At 62.3% G+C, this 21,361-nt stretch carries 19 protein-coding genes; 17 read left to right on the top strand and 2 right to left on the bottom strand.

The window, feature by feature from the left end; genetic code table 11:
* Positions 1–7: 7 nt before the first annotated feature.
* From CN673_RS18035 to CN673_RS17985, 11 genes are all read left to right on the top strand, one after another.
* Positions 8–3,130, top strand: a complete 3,123-nt coding sequence (locus CN673_RS18035; RefSeq protein WP_099867793.1) for an SPOR domain-containing protein — start codon at positions 8–10, stop codon at positions 3,128–3,130.
* Between the two features lie 82 nt (positions 3,131–3,212).
* Positions 3,213–4,238, top strand: coding sequence for a beta-N-acetylhexosaminidase (gene nagZ, locus CN673_RS18030; RefSeq protein WP_099867792.1), 1,026 nt, complete (start codon positions 3,213–3,215; stop codon positions 4,236–4,238).
* A 50-nt stretch (positions 4,239–4,288) separates the two neighbouring features.
* A complete protein-coding gene (locus CN673_RS18025) occupies positions 4,289–5,101 on the top strand; it encodes a segregation and condensation protein A (RefSeq protein WP_099867791.1) in 813 nt (270 codons plus the stop codon).
* A 3-nt stretch (positions 5,102–5,104) separates the two neighbouring features.
* Complete coding sequence (gene scpB, locus CN673_RS18020; RefSeq protein ID WP_099867790.1) at positions 5,105–5,809, top strand: SMC-Scp complex subunit ScpB; 705 nt, start codon at positions 5,105–5,107, stop codon at positions 5,807–5,809.
* A gap of 192 nt (positions 5,810–6,001) precedes the next feature.
* A complete protein-coding gene (locus CN673_RS18015; protein ID WP_099867789.1) occupies positions 6,002–6,202 on the top strand; it encodes a twin-arginine translocase TatA/TatE family subunit in 201 nt (66 codons plus the stop codon).
* 46 nt (positions 6,203–6,248) lie between these two features.
* A complete protein-coding gene (tatB, locus tag CN673_RS18010; RefSeq protein WP_099867788.1) occupies positions 6,249–6,893 on the top strand; it encodes a Sec-independent protein translocase protein TatB in 645 nt (214 codons plus the stop codon).
* Positions 6,890–7,702 (top strand): twin-arginine translocase subunit TatC, encoded by an 813-nt coding sequence (gene tatC, locus CN673_RS18005; protein ID WP_099867787.1) that lies wholly within the window; start codon positions 6,890–6,892, stop codon positions 7,700–7,702. The genes tatB and tatC overlap by 4 nt, the downstream gene beginning before the upstream one ends.
* Positions 7,703–7,753: 51 nt before the next feature.
* Entirely contained in the window at positions 7,754–9,037 is a 1,284-nt protein-coding gene (gene serS, locus CN673_RS18000; protein WP_099867786.1) for a serine--tRNA ligase, read from the top strand.
* A 23-nt stretch (positions 9,038–9,060) separates the two neighbouring features.
* Positions 9,061–9,834 carry a 5'/3'-nucleotidase SurE gene (gene surE, locus CN673_RS17995; protein WP_099867785.1) on the top strand — a complete coding sequence of 258 codons (774 nt, stop codon included), beginning with the start codon at positions 9,061–9,063 and terminating at the stop codon, positions 9,832–9,834.
* A complete protein-coding gene (locus CN673_RS17990) occupies positions 9,824–10,513 on the top strand; it encodes a protein-L-isoaspartate(D-aspartate) O-methyltransferase (protein WP_245409981.1) in 690 nt (229 codons plus the stop codon). The genes surE and CN673_RS17990 overlap by 11 nt, the downstream gene beginning before the upstream one ends.
* A gap of 141 nt (positions 10,514–10,654) precedes the next feature.
* Entirely contained in the window at positions 10,655–12,136 is a 1,482-nt protein-coding gene (locus CN673_RS17985; RefSeq protein WP_198586049.1) for a peptidoglycan DD-metalloendopeptidase family protein, read from the top strand.
* A gap of 63 nt (positions 12,137–12,199) precedes the next feature.
* Here CN673_RS17985 and CN673_RS17980 read toward each other — a convergent pair whose 3' ends face one another.
* Complete coding sequence (locus tag CN673_RS17980; protein WP_099867819.1) at positions 12,200–13,075, bottom strand: ATP-binding protein; 876 nt, start codon at positions 13,073–13,075, stop codon at positions 12,200–12,202.
* Positions 13,076–13,259: 184 nt separating this feature from the next.
* Here CN673_RS17980 and yajC point away from each other — a divergent pair, with 184 nt between their 5' ends.
* From yajC to CN673_RS17950, 6 genes are all read left to right on the top strand, one after another.
* Entirely contained in the window at positions 13,260–13,583 is a 324-nt protein-coding gene (gene yajC, locus CN673_RS17975; RefSeq protein WP_099867783.1) for a preprotein translocase subunit YajC, read from the top strand.
* Positions 13,584–13,679: 96 nt separating this feature from the next.
* On the top strand, positions 13,680–16,250 hold the full coding sequence (gene secDF, locus CN673_RS17970) for a protein translocase subunit SecDF (RefSeq protein WP_099867782.1): 2,571 nt from the start codon (positions 13,680–13,682) through the stop codon (positions 16,248–16,250).
* A gap of 10 nt (positions 16,251–16,260) precedes the next feature.
* Positions 16,261–16,647: an Mth938-like domain-containing protein gene (locus CN673_RS17965; protein WP_099867781.1), complete on the top strand. Its 387-nt coding sequence runs from the start codon at positions 16,261–16,263 to the stop codon at positions 16,645–16,647.
* A gap of 8 nt (positions 16,648–16,655) precedes the next feature.
* Positions 16,656–17,537 (top strand): phytoene/squalene synthase family protein, encoded by an 882-nt coding sequence (locus tag CN673_RS17960; RefSeq protein WP_099867780.1) that lies wholly within the window; start codon positions 16,656–16,658, stop codon positions 17,535–17,537.
* A gap of 103 nt (positions 17,538–17,640) precedes the next feature.
* The gene (locus CN673_RS17955) at positions 17,641–18,105 is read left to right on the top strand and encodes a hypothetical protein (protein WP_099867779.1); all 465 of its coding nucleotides are present in this window, start codon (positions 17,641–17,643) and stop codon (positions 18,103–18,105) included.
* Positions 18,056–19,840 carry a DUF4153 domain-containing protein gene (locus CN673_RS17950; RefSeq protein WP_198586048.1) on the top strand — a complete coding sequence of 595 codons (1,785 nt, stop codon included), beginning with the start codon at positions 18,056–18,058 and terminating at the stop codon, positions 19,838–19,840. The genes CN673_RS17955 and CN673_RS17950 overlap by 50 nt, the downstream gene beginning before the upstream one ends.
* A 40-nt stretch (positions 19,841–19,880) precedes the next feature.
* On the opposite strand, the gene trmFO is transcribed toward CN673_RS17950, so the two are convergent.
* Complete coding sequence (gene trmFO / locus CN673_RS17945) at positions 19,881–21,332, bottom strand: methylenetetrahydrofolate--tRNA-(uracil(54)-C(5))-methyltransferase (FADH(2)-oxidizing) TrmFO (RefSeq protein ID WP_245409980.1); 1,452 nt, start codon at positions 21,330–21,332, stop codon at positions 19,881–19,883.
* Positions 21,333–21,361: the final 29 nt, after the last annotated feature.

Genomic DNA, 21,361 nt, shown 5'->3' with positions numbered 1-21,361 from the left:
AACAGTCATGGCTGAAAATCGGGATCCGCGATACACAGGCAAGGAGCCGTCGTTTCTCTCGGACGACGATCCTCTGGCTGAGCTCGCTCGCATCGCCGGCTATGAGGCGCCGCGGCGAACGCAGCCGGAGCCCCAGATCGACGTGCTTCCTGAAAATTTCGACCTCGACCTTGAGGCTGAACTGTTGCGCGATCTCGCAGACAACAGCGCGCCAGAGACGGGGCCGTCTGCGGAGCGCGACGACATCGATCCAGAGGTGCTGCCGGCGTTTCTACGCTCCGAGCGCCAGCCTTTGGAGAATGATCGGCCCGACCAGCAAGGCTTGACGGAAGATGCCGTTTCGCCGCTGCCGGAGGCGTCGTCCGCCATGCAGGACAGCAATCCGCCCGCTGATGAAGGCGCAGTCAGCCGTGAGCCGGAGCGCGAGCCTGAACCTGTGATGGCCACGGTCATCGAGCGGCGCGAGCCGATGGGTGAACCCGGCGGCGATATCGCCGAGGAGTGGACCGATCTTCCCGAGTGGCCGTCAACGCGTCCGGCCCAGGCATCGCGCGGCATCGACGACGTGCCGGATCCCTATTTTTCCGCCTCGCCGCCGGTCGAGCCGCTGGAGCCTCAGCCGTCGCATGCTACGGCATCGGCTCTCGAAAATGATCAGCCGGATGCGCCCGAAGAGCATCGATCGGAACCATTCGATTGGTCCGAAGACGATGCGCGGGCGGACGCCGCCATTGCGCGATCCTATGGCGACGACATGGCTGAGATGGAGTATGACGAACCACTCTCTCAAGCGCAGGATGACGAACCGGCACCGGTCGACCCCGTGCATCAGCCGACCGGATCGCTCACGGGCCCAATGGCCGAAACCGGCCCGGACGAAAGTCACGATGCCGTTTTTCGCGATTTCGAGCATTATGCAATCCCCGAGCGCGCGCCTGAGCCAATCGCCGATGATGCGGCACCGACTGTTGCTGCGCGGTCCAATGAGTGGGATATCGCCGACGAACTCGAACAGGCCTTTGCCGAACTGAGCGACGAGGATACCGCCGTCCAATCCGCCCCATGGCGGCCGATCGCACTCGATCCATCGAGTTTTCGCAATATTGAACCGTTCCGTCCGGTAGATGAGACGTCGCGAGAGCAAGAGCCGCCGGTTCCGTCGGCTGCTTACAGCGATTATCCGGCGGAGCCTGACCAGATGGCGGCGGACGGATGGGATGACGCGGGTGCGGAATTCGCGGAGCCCGATGACCACCGCCAGAACGATGCCTTCCCGGAGCCGACCTATGGCACGGCCGTCAGCGATGACGACGGCCTGGATTTCGATTTCGACGGATTCGAGATGGAGATGGAGCAGGCTGCCGAGGCGTTGTTGGCCGATGAGCGCGAAGCGGAAGACATGCGCCGCAGCGAAGAGCCTGCGCAGCCAGTCCCAGCGCCCAACGTTGCGACAGTCGCTGCGGCCGCAGTGGTGACAGCGCCGGCCGCAGCCTACGAGGCACCGGTCGAGGCAGCCGCAGTCAGCGACGAAGATCTTGTGTTCGATGTTCGCGACGTTGCTGATATGGGCGATGTCGTCGAGCCGGTTCGCGACATCGATGTCCCCGATTTGCCCCTGGACGAAGAGCGCAGCGACGCCGATCCGTTCGACATGAGCGACTTGGAGAACGAGTTCTCGGAAATCCTCGCTCAAGGCGATGCGGTGTCGGTATCGCCAGCGCAGACGGATGAGCGCTCTGCAGTGCCAGAGGCGGCGTCGGCCGCCGTCGAGCCGGAACAGATCGACTTTGCCGAGTATGATTTTTCAAGCGCGCCGGTGTCCCCTCCAGTGCGTGGCGATGGTTCGTCGGACGCAGAATTTGCAGCGGGACGCGACGCAGCCATGCCGCCGCGTGAATCCGATCTGGACTTCAGCGATTTCGATCACCCGTTGCCGGCCGCAGCCGGATCACGCGGCGGCTTCGCAAAATGGAAGATCGGCGCGGCCGCCGCGGCGGTCCTGCTGTGCGGTGTGGCGCTGATAGCAGTATTTACCGGCGAGGACGGAACCTCGGGAGCGGGCGAGCCGCGCATCATCGCGGCCAATGAAGAGCCGATCAAGATCGCGCCTGAAGACCGCGGAGGGCGCTCTGTCCCCAATCAGGATCAGGCTGTCTACAACCAGGTCGATGGCTCGGGTGGTGACGACGACGTGAATCTCGTCTCTCGCTCGGAAGAGCCGGTCGATGTCGTTCAGCGCACGGTCGATCCCCAGGTCCTGCCGCTCGAGGGGCGACCGGCCTTTGAACCGGAGCAGGCTACGGATGTGGCGGAAGCTGCGCCGCAGAGCGGCGATGGCGAAGCGATCGATCTGGCCGCGCTAGCGGGTGGCACCGCTTCGCAGGCCGTCGAAGAGCAGGGTGAAGACAACCGGCTCGGCGTGACGCCGCGCCGCGTTCAGACATCCGTGGTGCGCGCCGACGGTACATTGGTGCCACGCGAGAGCACAGCCGAGCCTGCAAGCGATACACCGCCGCTCGGCGGCGTGTCGGAAATCACCAGCGATGCGGCAAACGAAGCGACACGCCTGATCGAATCCGGGCAACAGACCGACGAAACGCCCGCCAGTGTCAACGGCATTCCGCTGCCCCAGGAGCGCCCAGAAAGCGCCAACGCTCCGATCGACCCCAATGCCAGATTGACAGCCTCGGCGGACAGTCAGAGCGGCCAGGCGATTTCGGCGCCCGTACGCACGGTGCGCACAACAACGCTCACCGGCGATGGCCAACCGACGCCGGGTGATCGCCCCTCCGAGCAGCCCGTCGATATCGTCGGAACCGGGAACACCGAGCAGGCTTCCGTGGAAACGCCGGCACCCTCGGATGCGCAGACGCCATTCGACAATCCTGGCGGCTATGTCGTGCAGATCGCATCCCAGCCAACGGAAGAGGGCGCCCGGTCCACCTATTCGAGCCTCGCGGACCGCTTCGGCTCGATCATCGGCGGAAGAGCCATGCAGATCCAGTCGGCCGACATTCCAGATCGTGGGACCTTTTATCGGGTCCGGGTCGCTGGTGGCACAAGGGCGGAGGCAACGGCGCTCTGTGAGCGCTACCAGGCGGCAGGCGGCAGCTGCTTCGTGGCCCGCTGAGCGGCACGCCATCCAGTCTCAAAGCTGTTGATCGCGTGGTCTTCGATATCGGATCGTGGGACGACGGCGCTATGCTGCTGCAATGACCGAATCAAAAGCCATGATCGTCGGCCTGGCCGGCGCGGAAATGACACCGGCCGAACTGGCCTTCATCGCTGACCAGCGGCCGTGGGGTTATATCCTCTTTGCGCGCAACATCGTCGATGCCGATCAGCTTAAGCGGTTGACGCAATCCATCCGCGATGCATCGGGGCGTGATGACGTTCCCATTCTGATTGATCAGGAGGGGGGGCGTGTCCAGCGGCTGAAGCCGCCGCTGGCGCCCCTTTATCCCCCGGCCTCGATCCTGGCGCAGATTTACCGCACCGACCGCAAGGCCGGACTGAGAGCGACCTGGCTGATGTCCAGACTGCACGCGTTCGACCTTCAGCGGTATGGAATCAATGTCGACTGCCTCCCGGTGCTCGATATACCCGTCGCGGGCAGTCACTCGATTATCGGCGACCGCGCCTATGGCGCCGACGCGGATGTGGTCATCGCGATGGCCTCGGCTGCGGTCGACGGATTGATGGCCGGCGGTGTCCTGCCAGTCGCCAAACACGTACCCGGCCACGGCCGGGCAAGGTCTGATTCGCATCTCGAGCTTCCGGTCGTCGACACAGCTCTCGATGAGCTGGAAGCAACGGATTTCAAACCCTTCGCGGCGCTCAGCGGCGTTGCAATGGCCATGACCGCGCATGTCGTCTACTCGGCAATCGATGCGGCCAATCCGGCGACGACATCGAAGACCCTGATCAGTGATATCATCCGCAGGCATATCGGCTTCGACGGTCTGCTGATGTCTGACGACGTCTCGATGAAGGCGCTGTCCGGAACCTTCGAATCGCGAACGGCTGCGATTTTCGCGGCGGGTTGCGACGTCGCCCTGCATTGCAACGGCGACATGGATGAAATGCTGGCGATCGCAGGGGAAACACCGGTTCTTGCAGGTGATTCCCTGCGCCGCGCCAACGCGGTATCCGCATGCCGCCGACCTGCCGACAATGCGAACGAAGCGGCCGCGCGCGACGAATTTGACGCCCTGCTTTCCAGTGGCGCGATGGCCTGAAAGGGAGAAGCGCCGTGTCTTCGGCATTGGACAGCAACGCACGCGCAGCGATGGAGCCGCCCTGGGACGCGCCGGTGCGTGAGGCGGCGGAAAGCCCGTTGCATGTCGATGTCGACGGGTTCGAGGGGCCGCTCGATCTTCTGCTTCATCTGGCGCGTCATCAGCGCGTGGACCTGTCCCGGATTTCCATCGTCGCGCTGGCGGATCAGTACCTTGCGTTCGTCGACCGTGCGCGGCTGGTGCGGCTGGAGCTGGCCGCAGACTACCTGGTGATGGCCGCGTGGCTGGCCTATTTGAAATCTCGACTCCTGATTCCTCAGCCGGCAAAGGGCGAGGAGCCGACAGGCGAGGAAATGGCGGCGCAACTGGCCTTCCGGCTGAAGCGACTCGAGGCGATGCGTGATGCGGCAACGCGTCTCGTCAATCGCAACCGCCTTGGTCGGGATGTCTTCGCGCGCGGCGCGCCCGACGAACTCGTGGTGGAGAAACGCTCGGAGTTTCAGGCATCGCTCTACGACCTCCTCACGGCTTACGCGTCGCAACGCCAGCGTCAATCCGTCACAGCCGTCACCATCGCGTCGCGTCGCGTCTGGTCCCTGAGTGACGCGCGTACGATCCTCACCCGAATGATTGGTGAGATGGCGGACTGGACCGCGCTCGATGCTTTTCTGCTGCGCTATCTCAGTCGACCCGAGGATCGTGCCAGTGCGATGGCCAGTTCGTTTGCCGCGACGCTGGAACTCGTCCGGGAAGGGCGGCTGGAGGTGCGGCAGGATGTGGCCTTCGCGCCGATCTACATGCGCCGCAGTACGCCAGCCGCCGACGCTCATGGCGCCGATGAACCATCGTTCGGGAAAGGCTAGGTCATGGCCGAAATCTACGCCCTTGGAAACATCGGACCGTCAGGCGCGGCGGCTGAGGCCAGTCTTCGCGAGGCGATGCGAATTGTCGAAGCGATTGTATTTGCGTCGGCCGAGCCCGTCCCCGAATCCCTGCTTGCCGCAAGGCTTCCGGCAGACGTGTCGGTGCGCCTGGTCCTGGATGGTCTTGCAGCGCGCTATGCGGGCTGCGGCGTCAATCTGACGCGTGTCGGCGATTGTTGGGCGTTTCGCACGGCACCGGACCTTTCGTTTCTGGTGCACGACGAAAAGCATGAGGTCCGCAAGCTGTCGCGGGCGGCCCTGGAGGTGCTGGCGATCATCGCCTATCATCAGCCAGTGACACGCGCCGAGATCGAGGACATCCGTGGCGTCACGACGTCCAAGGGCACGTTGGACGTGCTGCTGGAAAGTGGTTGGGTGCGAATGCGCGGAAGGCGGCGCACGCCCGGACGACCCGTCACTTATGGAACGACGCTCGCCTTCCTCGATCACTTCGGATTGGAAGAACTGGGCGATCTTCCAGGCGTGGAGGAACTGAAGGGCGCAGGACTTCTCTCACCGCGCATTCCGGCCGGCTTCACGGTTCCGGTCCCGTTCGCCGATGACGAACTGGCTGAGGACGAGGAACCGTTCACCGACAACGACCTTGAAGATCTCGGTCTGCTGGCGCCGAAAGGCGGCGAGGAATAGCATACGTAATCCGGAATAAATCCGTCGTGGCTGCGTTCGGCAGTCAAGGCGGTGGTCTTCTTCAACACAGTCATGCGCCATTTGCCGCGATTGCGGAGGCCGGACTATTGGGCTAACGAGCACGAGATAGTTGTTTGAAAGGCGGACCCGAAAGGCTTACATCACAAGCGGGTTCGACCAAGGGAGATGGTTATGGGTAGTTTCAGCATCTGGCATTGGCTGATCGTTCTGGTCGTCGTTCTGCTTCTTTTCGGCCGCGGCAAGATTCCCGAGCTGATGGGCGATGTTGCCAAGGGCATCAAGAGTTTCAAGCGCGGCATGTCGGACGACGAACAGCAGGATGCGAAGACGGTCGAGCACCAGAACGACGAACGCAAGGACCGCGTCAGCTAGGCTGTTGCGGTTGATGTCGTGACGGGGTGAGGGAGTCCGCGTTCGCATGTTGGATCTTGGATGGTCTGAAATCCTCGTCATCGCCATCGTGCTGATCATTGTTGTCGGTCCGAAGGACTTGCCGCGCATGTTGCGCAGCTTCGGTCGCACGATGACGAAGCTTCGTTCGATGGCGGGCGAATTCCGCAGTCAGTTCGATGACGCTTTGAAGGAAGCCGAACTCGATGACGTGCGCCAGACCATCAACAGCGCCCGAAAGATGAATCCGGCGCGCGAGTTGCGCGACGCGATGAACCCGCTCAAGCAGGCTGGCGAGGAACTGCGCAGCGATCTCGATCGGACGATGAAGTCGGGCAAGCCGGCGGGCGCTGCGGATCAATCCGGAAAAACGCTCGCCACGAAGGACCCGGCCGCACCTCAGGCGCGTTCAGAGAAAGCCGCTGAGAGCCAAAGCGGGCTGAACGGCAAGTCGGCCGCGGGAAACGCGGCACAAGAGACCGCAAGCGCGAAAGCCCAGCCAAAGCCGGCACCGGGTACGACCACCAAGGCGAAGCCGACAGCGGGAACGAAGAAGACGGCAGCAGCATCCAAGGCTTCGGGAGCCTCGGCGCGCAAGGCGCCGGTCAAACCCAAAGCGGTCAGGGCCGCACCGAAGAAAACTGCGGCAAGCAAGAAGACGGGTGACGCGTGAGCGCGGATATCGACGACAAACCCCAGCCGCTGATCGAGCATCTGGTTGAACTCCGCCAGCGCTTGATCTGGGCTGTCGGTGCCTTTTTTGTCGCGTTTCTGGTCTGCTTCTTCTTTGCCAAGGGATTGTTCAATCTTCTGGTCGTCCCTTTCGAATGGGCGGTCGACTGGGCTGAACTCGACGGGCGACAGGTCGAGCTCATCTATACCGCGCCTCAGGAATTCTTCTTCACACAGATCAAGATCGGCATGTTTGGCGGGCTCGTTCTCGCCTTTCCGATGATCGCTGCGCAGATTTACAAGTTCGTTGCCCCAGGCCTCTACAAGAATGAACGACAAGCCTTCATTCCGTTCCTGGTCGCGTCCCCGATCCTCTTTCTGATTGGCGCGGCGCTCGTTTATTTCTTCTTCACGCCGATGGTCATGTGGTTCTTCCTGGCGATGGAGCAGTCGGGCGCCAATGGCGAGGTCGCCATCCAGCTCCTGCCGAAGGTGTCCGAATATCTCGGCCTGATCATGACGCTGATCTTCGCCTTCGGCCTGGTGTTCCAGTTGCCTGTCGTCAGCACATTGATGGTACGGGCCGGCCTCATCACAGCGCAGACCCTCGTCGACAAGCGCAAATTTGCAATCGTCATCGCGTTCGTGGCCGCCGCGATCCTGACGCCGCCTGATCCGGTCAGCCAGATCGGTCTCGCGCTGCCGACGATCCTGCTCTATGAAATCTCGATCTATATCGCCAGGCGAATCGAGCGACGCCGCCCGGCATCGTCCGCGGCGACAAGCGACGGGCCTTCCGATTCGGAGTAAAATCGCGTAGAGCCTGCGGCGACTTCAACCTCCGGACTGCTGGACTTTTCAATGCTCGACATAAAATGGATTCGCGATCACGCCGATGCGCTTGACGCGGCGCTGGCAATGCGCGGCGCCGAGCCGGCGGCCGCGCGGTTGATCGAACTCGACGAGACGCGCCGCCAAACGGTTCAAAAGCTTCAAGACATGCAGTCCCGCCGCAACGCCGCCTCGAAAGAGATCGGTGCCGCGATGGGGGCAAAGGATGCCGAACGGGCGGATGCGCTGAAGCAGGAAGTCGGTGGGCTGAAAGCTGCCATGCAGACCGAGGAAGCAACGCTCGAAAAGGCAGAAAGCGATCTAGGAGAGGCGCTCAGCGGCCTGCCGAACCTTCCGGCCGAAGACGTGCCTCAGGGCAAGGATGAAGCCGACAACGTCGTTGTCCGGACGGTTGGTGATAAGCCAATCTGGAATCATCCGCCGCTGCAGCATTTTGAGATCGGCGAGGCGCTGAATCTCATGGATTTCGAAGGTGCATCGCGTATTTCGGGCAGCCGCTTCACGGTCTTGAAAGGCCAGTTGGCGCGTCTGGAGCGGGCGCTTGGCCAGTTCATGCTGGATCTTCACACGAGCGAGAATGGCTATCTCGAGGTAAGTCCACCGCTTCTGGTGCGTGACGGCGCTCTCTTCGGCACGGGTCAATTGCCGAAGTTCGAGGAAGACCTCTTCAAGACGACAGATGGGCGCTATCTCATTCCGACGGCGGAAGTGCCGCTGACCAACCTGGTGCGCGAGCAGATCGTCGAAGAGAAAAGCCTTCCAATGCGCTTTGCGGCTCTCACACCCTGCTTCCGTTCGGAAGCGGGCTCTGCGGGACGTGATACGCGCGGGATGCTCAGGCAGCACCAGTTTCTCAAATGCGAGTTGGTTTCGATCACCGATGCCGAAAGCTCGCAAGCCGAACATGAACGCATGACAGCCGCCGCGGAGGAGGTCCTCAAGCGACTTGGTCTGCATTATCGTGTCGTCATGCTGTGCTCGGGCGACATGGGGTTCAGCGCACGCAAGACGTATGACATCGAAGTGTGGCTGCCCGGACAGGAGACCTATCGCGAAATCTCGTCCTGCTCGGTATGCGGCGATTTCCAGGGGCGGCGCATGAATGCGCGATACCGTCCCGATGGCGAGAAGGGCACGCGGTTCGTCCACACGCTGAACGGGTCGGGAGTTGCCGTCGGCCGTGCCCTGATCGCGGTTTTGGAGAATTATCTCAACGCCGATGGTTCTGTCACGGTACCGGCCGTGCTCGTTCCCTATATGGGCGGGCAGACAACGATCAACGCCGCCATCTAGGCCAGCCGAGAGGACCGGAAATCTTGCGTATCTTGCTGACGAACGACGACGGAATTCATGCCGAAGGACTGAAAGTGCTGGAGCAGATCGCCCGCACACTGTCCGACGATATATGGATCGTAGCCCCGGAAACCGACCAGAGCGGTCTTGCGCATTCCCTGACGCTCTCGGAGCCGTTGCGGCTGCGCAAGGATGGGGACAAGCGCTATGCTCTGCGTGGGACACCGACCGATTGCGTCATCATGGGCGTCCGCGAGATCATGGATAGTCCGCCGGACCTGGTGCTCTCCGGCGTCAATTCCGGGCAGAACATCGCCGAGGACGTTTCCTATTCCGGGACGGTTGCCGGTGCGATCGAGGGAACATTGCTCGGCATTCGCTCTATCGCCCTCAGCCAGGCGTATGACTGGCAGAATGGCGATCGGGAGCTTCCGTGGGAGACGGCACAAGCGCACGCGCCGGATCTGGTGCGCCGGCTGATCGAACTCGACCTGCCGAGAGACACGTTCTTGAACGTCAACTTTCCGGCCTGCCAGAAGGATGCTGTCGCCGGGATAGAAGTCGTGTCACAGGCCCGCCGCAATCACGGTCTCGTCATGGAGAAGCGCTCCGACGGCCGCGGATTTCCTTACTACTGGCTGCGTTTTTCGCGTGACCCGAGCGAGGAGGCTTCTCCTGGTACCGATCTCGAGGCACTTGGCGACCGCCGGATCGCGGTCACCCCCCTGAAACTCGACATGACGGACTATGCATTCCAGTCCAAGCTGACGGATATCCTGTCCGTCAATGGCGGGTGAGGGCATCGCCTTGATGGGAGCAAGCGGCAGACAGGAACTCGACGAGATCGAGGGCTTCGCCGGTCTGGTCCTTCGGCTGAGGCGCGAGGGCGTGGCCGATGCCGAACTGCTCAAGGCCGTCGAGCAGTCGCCACGCTCCTATTTTGTCTCTCCCGCCTTCGCGGGAGCCGCATTCTCGCAGCGCACGATTCCGATCGAGTGCGGCACATTCCTCGAAGGCGCAGACCTCATGGTGCGTCTGCTTCACATGCTGGAGCTCCAGAAGGGCCAGCGGGTCCTGGAGATCGGAACGGGATCGGGTTTCGCGACGAGCGTGATGGCACGAATTGCGGACCGGGTGGTCAGCCTCGAGCGTTACCGCACACTCTCAAGCCTTTCGCATCAGCGGCTGGAGCATTTCGGTTTGCGCAACGTTTCCCTGAAGGTCGCTGACGGCCGGAACGGTGCACCGGGCGAGGGGACGTTTGACCGGATATTCGTCGCGGGCGCGTTCGAGACGGTTCCGCGACAGTTCGTCGATCATCTGGCACCAAATGGCCTGATGCTCGCGGGCATACGCAAGGAGGGTGGGCATGTTGTCCTGACCCGGCTCACGCGAATCGGCAACCGATTCGAACGTTCGGATGGATTCGCGCTTCCGTACCTCCCGCTGATCCCCGGGATCGCTGCTCGCCTTTGAGCCTATCGCCTCGATTTGATGCGTCCCCGCCACAAATCCATGTCGTTTCGCGCCGCCTTAACCAGCCAGTAATACTAACGCGCTTTAATTCCATGCAATGAGTTTTGCGTTTGCGTGGGGCTATTTATGCGGAAGATTGCTGTGCCTGTATCAAGAAATTCGATTGGGAGGGTTGCCGGCGCCGCGCTGGTTGCCAGCCTTCTTGCAGGCTGCAGCGCCGACTCGCTGCGCTTCCAGGATGGTTACTACGGGGCCGATCAGCTGACGACGGCATCCGTTCCGAAGCCTCAGGCCGATATCCAGAACGGCCAGTCGGCCGGAACGGTCCCGGCAGGCGGGTACCCGGCCGTCGCTGGCCAGAACAGTCCCTCGCAGCCTTATCCGGGCGATGCGTCTGCTAACGACCGTTATGCTCTGGCACCCGTCAGCGGCGGCCAGTCCATTCAGCAGTCCAGCCTGCCGCCGGTTGGCGCATCGCAGCCGCAGACCGCCGCGCAGCGCCAGTTGGCTGCCGATCCCTTGACGACCAGTGCAACGCCTGCGTCGGGCGACCGCCCGAAGGGTTGGTCGACGGAAGGCGCGCCTCGCGTGACGATGCAGGCCAATGAGACGATTTACAGCATATCGCGCCGTTACGGCGTGCCGGTCGACGAGATCATGCGCGCCAACGGCATCTCCGACGCGACGAAAGTCGCGCCAGGGCAGCAGCTCGTGATCCCGGGCTTCAGCCGCGGTGGCTCCATGCAGGCGGCAGCGCCATCGCAGCAGGCTCCGCAGGCGCAAGCTTCTGTATCGTCGACGGCTGGCCAGACGGATCCAGCCCTCACAGAACGCTCCCTGAACGAGCAGGCAGCCGCCATGTCGGCTCAAGCAGGCGCGTCATCACAAGCCGGCGGCAGCTACACCGTTCAGTCGGGTGACACGCTCAGCAAGATTTCGCGCCAGACTGGCGTCTCCGTCGCACAGATCCGCTCGGCCAACGGCCTTTCGGGAGATGCCATCAGGATCGGCCAGACGCTTCAACTCGGCGGCGCCGGGCAGACGCAGACAGCCTCGGCGGCACCGAAGCAACAGACCGACCCACAACAGACCGCATCCGTTGAGCCAGCACCTGCGGTCGAGACGGCAGCGGTCGAGACTGGCGCGACGAAACCCGCCGGTTACACGCCGCCGTCCAAACCGGAAAGCGCCGAGATGTCCGAGGCCGTCGGCCAGGACATGGCTGCGATCGCACCCGACACCACCGGCATCGGCAAATTGCGCTGGCCCGTCCGTGGGCAGGTTGTGACGGCCTTCGGCGCGCAGGACGGCAATGTGCGCAACGATGGCATCGATATCCTGGTGCCGGAAGGCTCCGAAGTGAAAGCAGCCGAGAACGGCGTGGTGATCTATGCCGGTTCCGGCCTGAAGGAATACGGCAATACGGTTCTTGTGCGCCACGACAACGGGCTGGTCACGGTCTACGGGCACGCCAAGGAGCTTTCCGTGAACCGCGGTGACACGGTGTCACGCGGCCAGGTCATTGCCCGCTCCGGCATGACCGGCGCGGCCAGCCAGCCGAAGCTGCATTTCGAAGTGCGCGAGAATGCGACGCCCGTCAATCCGACCGGCTTCCTTGAATAATCGACGGTACAGCGATGCGTGGGAAAAAGGGGGCAGCCAAAAAAGCTGTCCCCTTTTGCGTTGTCAGAGTGAAATCCCCGATCGACCGGCAACATCCTGGGTGAACTGCCAGGCGACACGGCCGGACCTGTCCCCGCGGGTGGTCGCCCATTCCAGCGCCTCGCGCCGCAATTGGTCGCGATCCATGCTGAAGCCGTAGTGATCGGCATAGCCGAAAACCATGGCGAGATAGTCATCCTGGCTGCATTTGTGGAAGCCGAGCCAGAGGCCGAAGCGATCCGACAGCGACACCTTCTCCTCGACCGCCTCCGACGGATTGATGGCCGTCGAGCGCTCGTTCTCCATCATGTCGCGCGGCAACAGATGCCGCCGGTTCGATGTCGCGTAGAACAGAACGTTCTCGGGTCTGCCCTCGATGCCGCCATCAAGCGCCGCCTTGAGCGACTTGTAGTCGGTATCGTCATGATCGAAGGAGAGATCGTCGCAAAAGAGCAGAAAGCGGATGGCGCGATTGTCTCTGAGAAGACCCATCAGGCGCGGCAGGGAGGCGATGTCCTCCCGATGGATCTCGATGAGCTTCAAGGGGGCCCGCGACGAGGATGCATCGGCCAGCAGAATTGCGTGGGCGGCCTTGATCAACGAGGATTTGCCCATGCCGCGCGCGCCCCACAGCAGGACATTGTTCGCCGGAAGACCTTCGGCAAACTTGCGTGTATTGTCGACAAGGATGTCGCGCACCCGATCGACGCCCTTGATCAAGGCGATGTCGATACGGTTGGGCTGCGTCACCGGTTGCAGATAACTGCGGCCGGGCTCCCAGACGAAACAGTCGGCCGTGGACAGATCGCTCTCGCGCTGCGCAGTACCGGTCGCCCGTTCGATGGCCTGACGCAAGTGCCGCATCTCTTCCAGAAGGTCGCGCAGTAATACATCCGTCATCGCATTCCCCATTGCATTTGATCGCGCAGGCGCGGTAGCACGACCGTCCGAACCGCGAAAGGGCCCGGTTCCGCGCGATCAGCGGCATTGACGCGCAGTTGCATTCGGGACGTTCGTGGCTATATTCCGCCCACCAAACAGACGGCGGCAAGCCGCAAAGACCTTCACCTTAAGGAGTTCCTCCATGTTCGTGACCCCGGCCTATGCGCAAGCTGCTGGCGGCGGCGCCGAGATCGTCATGTCGATCCTGCCGTTCATCCTGATCTTCGTCATCATGTACTTCCTGATCATCCGGCCGCAGCGCCAGCAGATGAAGAAGCGCGAGGAGATGTTGAAGAACATCCGCCGCGGCGACCAGGTTGTTACGGGCGGCGGCATTATCGCCAAGGTGACCAAGGTCGTCGACGACACGGAAGTGGAGGCGGAGATCGCCGAGGGAACGCGCGTGCGGGTAGCTCGAAGCCTGATCGCAGACGTTCGCGTCAAGGGCGAACCCGTCAAAGAATAGAGGCCGCAGCGCCGCACAAATACCATGGAGCGGGCCTATGCGTCCGCTCATGGTGCGGTGACCGCCGACCCGCCGCCTCAACTGGACTAGCACCTCATGCTCTATTTCGCCCGCTGGAAAACCGTACTCATCTGGCTCGTCGTTCTGGCCGGCGTGATCATGGCGGCACCGAATCTGGTGTCGCAGGACCGCCTGAACGCCATGCCCGATTGGTTGCCGAAGCGTCAGATGACGCTTGGCCTGGATCTTCAGGGTGGCGTGCATCTGTTGCTTGAGGTCGATCGCGCGGACATCGAGGAAGAGCGGTTGCGCACGGCGGAAAGCGATGTGCGCCAATTGCTGCGCGAAGCCGGGGTAGGCTACACCGGACTGTCGGCCAGTGATGGCCGCGTACAATTCCGTGTGCGCGACGAGGCCGAGATCGAGACGGCGCGCAGCGCGCTCGAAGAGCTGACTCAGCCAGTCAGCACCAGCATGTTCGCGGGCGGTTCGATCACCGAACTGGAGGCGAGCGAGCCCGAGCCGGGCCGGCTCGTCTACACCTTGACCGAAGCCGGCATAGACCACCGCGTATCGACCGCCGTGTCGCAGTCGGTCGAAGTGGTCCGCCGACGGATCGATGAACTCGGCACGACCGAACCGGTCATTCAGCGCCAGGGGACGAACCGCGTCCTGGTCCAGGTGCCCGGCGAAGCCGACCCCCAGCGGGTCAAGGACCTCATCGGCCAGACGGCAAGGCTGGCGTTCCGGATGGTCGATACGTCGATGCCGGCGCAGGAGGCCGCAAATGGACGCCCGCCGGCCAATTCCGAAGTACTTTACTCCGTTGAAGAGCCGCGTGTTCCATACCTGGTCGAGCGGCAGGAACTGGTCTCCGGCGAAAATTTGACGGACGCGCAGGCCGGGTTCGACCAGCGGACCAACGAACCCATCGTCACGTTCCGCTTCGACACCCGCGGCGCGCAGCGTTTCGGCGCGGCGACGCAGCGCAATGTGGGCGTGCCCTTCGCCATCGTTCTCGACAATGAGGTCATATCTGCGCCTGTGATCCGCGAGCCCATTCTGGGCGGTACCGGTCAGATTTCCGGCAGCTTCACGGCCGAGACTGCCAACGATCTTGCGATCTTGCTGAGGGCAGGGGCATTGCCCGCCGATCTGACCGTCATCGAGGAACGCGCGATCGGCCCGGGCCTTGGCGCCGACTCGATTTCCGCTGGCCAGACCGCCTCGCTGATCGGCGCAGTTCTCGTCGTCGCATTCATGATTGTTGCTTATGGCCAGCTCGGCGTCATTGCCAACCTTGCGCTGATCGCCAACGTCACGCTGATCATCGCGGTGCTGACGCTACTCGGCGCGACGCTTACCTTGCCTGGCATTGCCGGTATCGTCCTGACGATGGGTATGGCCGTTGACTCCAACGTTCTGATCTTCGAACGCGTGAAGGAAGAACAGCGACAGGGGCGAAGTCTCATTCAATCACTGGATGCGGGCTTCTCCAGAGCCATGGCGACGGTCATCGACGCCAACATGACCACCCTGATCGCCGCCGTCATCCTCTTCTATCTCGGCTCTGGTCCGGTTCGCGGCTTCGCCATCACGCTGGCGATCGGTATCATCACGACGGTCTTCACCGCATTCACGCTGACGCGCTGGCTCATCGCTGCGTGGCTGCGCCGCATGAAGCCGAAGCAGATCCCGAATGGATTGGCGACGCTGGTGCCGGCGAATACCAGCGTTCCTTTCATGAAAGCCAGGAAGCTCGCCTACGTATTTTCGATCGTCACCACGATCGCATCGATCGGTCTTTTCTTCTCCATGGGGATGAACTACGGCATCGATTTCCGAGGTGGTTCGAGCATAGAAATTCAGGCGCTGGATGGCGAAGCCGATGTCGCGGACGTCCGCGACCGGTTGAACGCGCTCCAGATCGGCGATGTCCAGGTTCAGGAGTTCGGCTCGGCAAGCGATCTTCTCGTTCGCATCGGGGCCAGCGAGGACGACGAGGGCGCGCAAGAAGCGATTTCGCAAGCCCAGGCCGCCCTGCAGCAGGACTATGACATCCGCCGCGTCGAGGTGGTGGGACCAACTGTATCGTCGGAATTGGCGACCGCCGGCACGATCGGCGTTCTGGCAGCGCTTGTCGCGATGCTGATCTACATCTGGCTGCGCTTTGAGTGGCATTTCGGGCTCGGCGCCATCGTCACGACCGCGCACGATGTCGCATTGATGGTCGGTTTCTTCGTCATCTCCGGGATCGAGTTCAATCTCACCAGTATCGCGGCCATTCTGACCGTGGTGGGTTATTCGATCAACGATACCGTCGTGATCTACGACCGGGTGCGCGAGAACCTGCGACGATACAAGAAGATGCCGATCATCGAATTGCTCGATCTTTCGATGAACCAGACATTGTCGCGCACGATCCTGACCGGCGTCACGACGCTTCTGGCGCTGACATCGCTCTATATCTTCGGCGGTGAGGTCATCGCATCCTTCACCCTCGCGATGATCATGGGGATCCTGATCGGCACCTATTCATCGGTATTCGTGGCCGGTCCGTTGCTCGATCTGTTCAAGCTGCGGCCCGGAACCTTCGCTGAGGACGACGAAAAGTCCGATGCCGAGGTCGCGTCGCAAACGCACCCATCGCGTCAGGGCACGGTCTGAGGCCCTGCCGATGGCCAAGGGTATCGAAATCCGCGATGCGCATTTTCCCGGCAGAGCGCCGATCGACGCTTATGGCAATGGCGGGTTTCGCTTCGCAGACATGTCACACCGGGGCTCGCTTCTTTGCCTGCCGTCCGGCATCCATGGCTGGGCGGCGAGCGAAGAGACGCTCTTCGATCCGGACCAGTTCGCCAAGGTGCTGGCGGATGCAGGAGAGATCGAGACACTGCTTATCGGGACCGGGCGCGATATTCGTCTCATCCCCAGCCAGATCAAGACGCTGCTCCGCGACGCAGGGATGACATCCGACCCGATGAGCACGGGCGCGGCCGTTCGCACCTACAACGTCATGCTTTCGGAATCGCGTGCGGTAGCGGCCGCGCTGATAGCCGTTTGAGACCAGAGATGAGCGACGCTGGCAACGTTGCCCCCGAGCGCATCGCCGAATGTTTCGCCTATTGTCTCACGCAATTGCGGGACCTGGATCGCGATCGTTATCTTGCTTGCCTTCTGGCTCCAGAAGCTGCTCGTGGGCCGCTGGCCACGCTCTATCTGTTCAATGCCGAGATCGCGCGACTGCGCGAGCTTGTCACGGAGCCGATCGCCGGGGAAATGCGCATCCAGTGGTGGCGCGACGTCGTTACGGCACATTCTGAGGATGGTCCTGCCGGAAATCCTCTGGCAGAAGCTCTGACCCACGTGATTGCCGCACACAAATTGCCGGTTTCTACATTCGCGGCCTATCTCGATGCGCGTACTTTCGATCTCTATGATGATCCAATGCCCGATCGCCAGACTTTCGAAGGCTATGCCGGCGAAACGGCGTCGGCGCTGATCCAGCTCAGCTTTCTCATTCTCGCGCCGGAGACCGCGTCCCGTTCGGCCCATGCGGCCGGCCACGCCGGCGTTGCCCAGGCGGTGGCGGGAACCTTGCAGATGATGCCGATCCATTCGGCACGAGGTCAGGTATACGTACCAGGCGACCTTCTCGCTGCCTGCGGTCTTGATCGCGATCTTCTCTTCGGTGATCCGCCACAAGAAGGGTTGCAACGTCTGGTGGCGGCGCTGGTGGCGTACGGCCGTGAGCATCTGGACGAGGTGAGAAACGCTTCGGTGCGACCAACGGGGGATGCGTTCGCCGCGCTGTTGCCGGTCGCGCTCGCCGAGCCGATATTTCGACAAGCCGAGCGCCGACGCGGGATCGACCCTCGGCACGAGGCGCCGTCCATCGCACAATGGAAACGTCAGTTGATCCTGCTGAAGGCGCGCGTTACGGGGCGCATCTGAGCGTTCGGACACGACTTGAATTGTCCATCTTTCCCTGCAAGCCTTGACGTGGACGTAAGGCCAACGCTCCGTTTTGCGTCTATCTTGGGGAAAGGGCCAGGAGATGAGTCTCAGCGTGCTCATTGCGATCAGTGTTGCCGTTCTGTGCGTCATAGCCTTGTCGATCCGAAAGTCGGGGACGGAGACTCGCAACTCGCGGATCGACGATGCCGGAGCGGCGATCGTGGAATTCGGCAAGGCCTATCCCGCCCTTGCCATTCGCAGCGTTGTGATGACGGCGGGGCATGAGGCTGCTTTCCTCCGTCTGGCTGACGGGCGGGCCGGCTTCGTTCAGCCGGTCGGACGGCATTTTCTGACACGGTTGCTGCCGGCGAACGCCGTCCGTGTCGCTCCTTCGCCTGATGAGCGCACACTCGTGCTCGATTTTCGTGAAGTGAGTTTCCCCGGCGGAAGCTTCCGGTTCAAGAGCGCGGCTGATGCTGCGGAGGTCGCGCTCTGGCTCGTAGGATCGCTTGCAATTGAGAACCGTTCCGACGAACGAGCCGGAGATGGTGGCGGCGATGCATGATCTCTCCGCAGATCGTGCAATCGCCGGATGGCGAAGCGTTGGCGCCGATATGTTGGCTGGGACGCAGCACGCGATCGCCCGGTTTCCAGTGGCGGCCCTGGTGCTTCTGGTCATGGCCGTCCAAGCCAATGCGGCTGTCGGAGGCTGGGCTTGGGCCGAGCGGCTGTTCGAAGCAAACGGTCTACCACTGGCCACCTCAGCGATGGCGGCGCTTGCCATCGCGCTCACCTGTGAATCCCATGATATCGCCCCGGCGCTTCGCCATGCGGCGTCGTTGCTGGCCGCCGCCGCCATTTATGCGATCGGCCACTTCGATACAGCGGTGCATCTCTACGAATGGACATTTCTGGCTGCAATAGCCGGATTCGTGCTCGTCGGACCTTTTATTGCGCGCGGGACGAGCGACGGATTCTGGATGTTCGTCGTTGCGGTGATGTTTGCCGGCCTGCTCGCACTTTTCGCGCTTCTGCTCATCGCCGGCGGCCTCTCCGCGATCGTTGCCAGCTTCAGCTATCTTTTCGGAATCGAGGTGCCCGAATCCCTTTATGGCCATGTCTGGATGACCACCGGCCTTCTGGCCGCGCCGCTCTTCGGAATCGGGCAATTGCCGCGAACATTCGACCAGACGATCACGGAGGCTGCTCCGCGGCATGTCGAGGCAAGCCTGCGCACGCTCGGCGAGTTCGTGGCAGCGCCGATGATCCTGATCTACGCCGCATTGCTGCATGTCTATGCGGCCAAGATCATTGTCTCGGGTGAATGGCCCGAGGGACAGGTAGGCTGGCTCGTCCTGACTTTCGGGTTCTGCCTTTTCGCAGCCTTGATGGTTCTCCATCCCTTCCTCAGGGCATCGCGGCCGCCGATGCGTACGCTGATCCGCATCTGGCGCTTTATTCTTCCTGTGCCGGTCGGACTGCTGTTCCTTGCGGCCTATCAGCGGATTGCTGCATACGGCATCACGCCGGAACGTTACCTTCTGGTTCTTTTCGGCCTGGTTACGTTGATCGTCGTCGTCCTTCAGCTGTGGTCCCGTTTTCGCGGAGACATCCGGCCGATGGCAGCATTGCCGGTACTCGCCTTGCTGATCGCCTCCTTTGGTCCGTTCGGCGCAATCCAGACATCGATTTCCAGCCAGAGCCACCGGTTTGAACGACTGCTCGGCAATGATGGACGCGTTGCCGATTCACAGCAGGCTGAGGCCTCGTCGATCCTCCGCTTTCTCGAGACGCATCACGGCCTGGATGTGGTGGCGCTGGACGAGGCCGACTTCAGCGACGCGGACGCCGACGGCGCTAGTCCCATCGAGCAGGTCGCATCGGCCTATGGTGTCGATCTTCAGGCCGGGTTCAGGGTGGATGGACCCAATTTCAGCCGTGCAATGCCGGAATCGCCGGCAATCGATGCTTCCGGTTTTGACGTTGTCATCCCGAGCCTCGCGATCGGAACGAATGCCTCGCAGCCCATCTCGATGCCCGGCGGTGCAGAGATTTCCATCGAACTCGAAGGCAGTGCCATTCTCGTGCATCGCGGCGAGACGACGGTGCGTTTTGCGCTCAGCACGGACCAACGCGCTGTCTGGGCGGATGGCGGCGAGCGCGGGGGCGAACGTGTCGATCTGTCGTCGGGCACCAAGCGACTGGCGCTGGTCGCCAGCCACGTTCACGGCCGAAGGGATGGACCGACCGTCGACAGCGTCGTCGCGACCGTTTTGCTCAATCAGGCGGATTGGAATTAGAATTAGGAGCGATGAGAAGTCCGGAATCTGCAGAGACGGTCTACTCGGCAGCGATTCCCGGCTGTTGGAGGCCCAGCCATTCCGCGCAATCGGCTAGCGCGCGCCGTGCGGTCGCCCGTTTCTTGGCAATCGCCTTGTCCTTGCCCCGGAATCGCTTGACCCCTTCCGGCTTGACGATCGCACCGGCATCGAGCGGCGGGAACAGCCCGAAATTGATGTTCATCGGCTGAAACGACCGCTTGCCGGGCTCATCATCGGAGACCAGATGGCCGCCCGTGATATGATTCAGCAGGGCCCCCATCGCCGTGGTTCCAGGTGGGAGCGACGGTTGGCTGCCCAGCGCCTCGGCGGCAGCAAATCGTCCCGCAAGCAGCCCAACGGCCGCCGATTCCACATAGCCCTCACAGCCGGTGATCTGACCTGCGAAACGGATGCTGGCGCGTGATTTCAGCCGCAGAGAAGGGTCGAGCAGAACCGGAGAATTGATGTAGGTGTTTCGGTGTAGCCCACCGAGCCTTGCGAATTCCGCATTCTGAAGGCCGGGGATCATACGGAAAACGGCCGTTTGGGCACCATATTTCAGCTTTGTTTGAAAGCCGACCATGTTGAAAAGCGTTCCAAGCGCATTGTCCTGGCGTAGCTGCACAACGGCATAAGGCTTTTCGTCGGGTTTGTGGCTGTTGGTCAGCCCCATCGGCTTCATCGGCCCATGCCGAAGTGTCTCCGGTCCGCGTTCTGCCATGACCTCGATAGGCAGGCAGCCGTCGAAATAGGGCGTGCCTTCCCATTCCTTGAACTCGGTCTTCTCGCCGGCGATCAGCGCATCGATGAAGGCGTAGTACTCATCGCGCGTCATCGGACAATTGATGTAGTCCTTGCCGGTGCCGCCTGGACCGACCTTGTCGTAGCGCGATTGATGCCAGCAGATGTCCATGTCGATCGAATCGGTATGGATGATCGGCGCAATGGCGTCGAAAAAGGCGAGAGCGTCGGCGTCGGTCTCATGTTGGATGGCGTGCGCGAGGGCAGGCGCGGTCAGTGGACCCGTTGCGATGATCGTCGAGGCCCATTCGGCGGGCGGCAGCCCCGGCACCTCTTCCCGCACGATTTCGACCAGGGGATGGGCTTCAAGCGCCTGAGTGACCGCATCGGAAAACCCGTCGCGATCCACCGCCAGAGCGCTGCCCGCAGGCACCTGATTGCGGTCGCCGCAGGCCATGATGAGCGAACCGGCAAGCCGCATCTCGGCATGGAGCACACCGACGGCGTTCGTCTCGCTGTCGTCGGACCGGAACGAGTTCGAGCACACGAGCTCGGCGAGCCCGTCGGTCTTGTGCGCATCGGTCGGAGTAACCGGGCGCATCTCGTGCAAGATCACCCGCACACCAGCTTCCGCGATCTGCCATGCGGCTTCCGAGCCGGCAAGACCGCCTCCGATCACATGAACAGGCGTCGCGGCGGCATCGGGGAGGGCATCGTTATCCATCGTCATCGCGGGCTTCTAGCACGCTCGTCCGATCG

Source organism: Neopararhizobium haloflavum (assembly GCF_002750855.1).
GTDB classification, from domain to species: domain Bacteria; phylum Pseudomonadota; class Alphaproteobacteria; order Rhizobiales; family Rhizobiaceae; genus Georhizobium; species Georhizobium haloflavum.
The sequence above is the reverse complement of the archived record's forward strand: the minus strand, read 5'-3'. Positions and strand labels throughout refer to the sequence as shown.

What these genes read in the sequence shown, in the direction of transcription:
- scpB (WP_099867790.1), top strand. Translation starts at nt 5,105, where the DNA reads ATGGCCGAAATCTACGCCCTTGGAAACATCGGACCGTCAGGCGCGGCG.
- CN673_RS17965 (WP_099867781.1), top strand. Translation starts at nt 16,261, where the DNA reads ATGGCCAAGGGTATCGAAATCCGCGATGCGCATTTTCCCGGCAGAGCG.
- tatB (WP_099867788.1), top strand. Translation starts at nt 6,249, where the DNA reads ATGTTGGATCTTGGATGGTCTGAAATCCTCGTCATCGCCATCGTGCTG.
- yajC (WP_099867783.1), top strand. Translation starts at nt 13,260, where the DNA reads ATGTTCGTGACCCCGGCCTATGCGCAAGCTGCTGGCGGCGGCGCCGAG.
- CN673_RS17955 (WP_099867779.1), top strand. Translation starts at nt 17,641, where the DNA reads ATGAGTCTCAGCGTGCTCATTGCGATCAGTGTTGCCGTTCTGTGCGTC.
- trmFO (WP_245409980.1), bottom strand. Translation starts at nt 21,332, where the DNA reads ATGACGATGGATAACGATGCCCTCCCCGATGCCGCCGCGACGCCTGTT.
- CN673_RS18035 (WP_099867793.1), top strand. Translation starts at nt 8, where the DNA reads ATGGCTGAAAATCGGGATCCGCGATACACAGGCAAGGAGCCGTCGTTT.
- CN673_RS18015 (WP_099867789.1), top strand. Translation starts at nt 6,002, where the DNA reads ATGGGTAGTTTCAGCATCTGGCATTGGCTGATCGTTCTGGTCGTCGTT.
- serS (WP_099867786.1), top strand. Translation starts at nt 7,754, where the DNA reads ATGCTCGACATAAAATGGATTCGCGATCACGCCGATGCGCTTGACGCG.
- nagZ (WP_099867792.1), top strand. Translation starts at nt 3,213, where the DNA reads ATGACCGAATCAAAAGCCATGATCGTCGGCCTGGCCGGCGCGGAAATG.
- CN673_RS18025 (WP_099867791.1), top strand. Translation starts at nt 4,289, where the DNA reads ATGGAGCCGCCCTGGGACGCGCCGGTGCGTGAGGCGGCGGAAAGCCCG.
- CN673_RS17980 (WP_099867819.1), bottom strand. Translation starts at nt 13,075, where the DNA reads ATGACGGATGTATTACTGCGCGACCTTCTGGAAGAGATGCGGCACTTG.
- CN673_RS17960 (WP_099867780.1), top strand. Translation starts at nt 16,656, where the DNA reads ATGAGCGACGCTGGCAACGTTGCCCCCGAGCGCATCGCCGAATGTTTC.
- CN673_RS17990 (WP_245409981.1), top strand. Translation starts at nt 9,824, where the DNA reads ATGGCGGGTGAGGGCATCGCCTTGATGGGAGCAAGCGGCAGACAGGAA.
- secDF (WP_099867782.1), top strand. Translation starts at nt 13,680, where the DNA reads ATGCTCTATTTCGCCCGCTGGAAAACCGTACTCATCTGGCTCGTCGTT.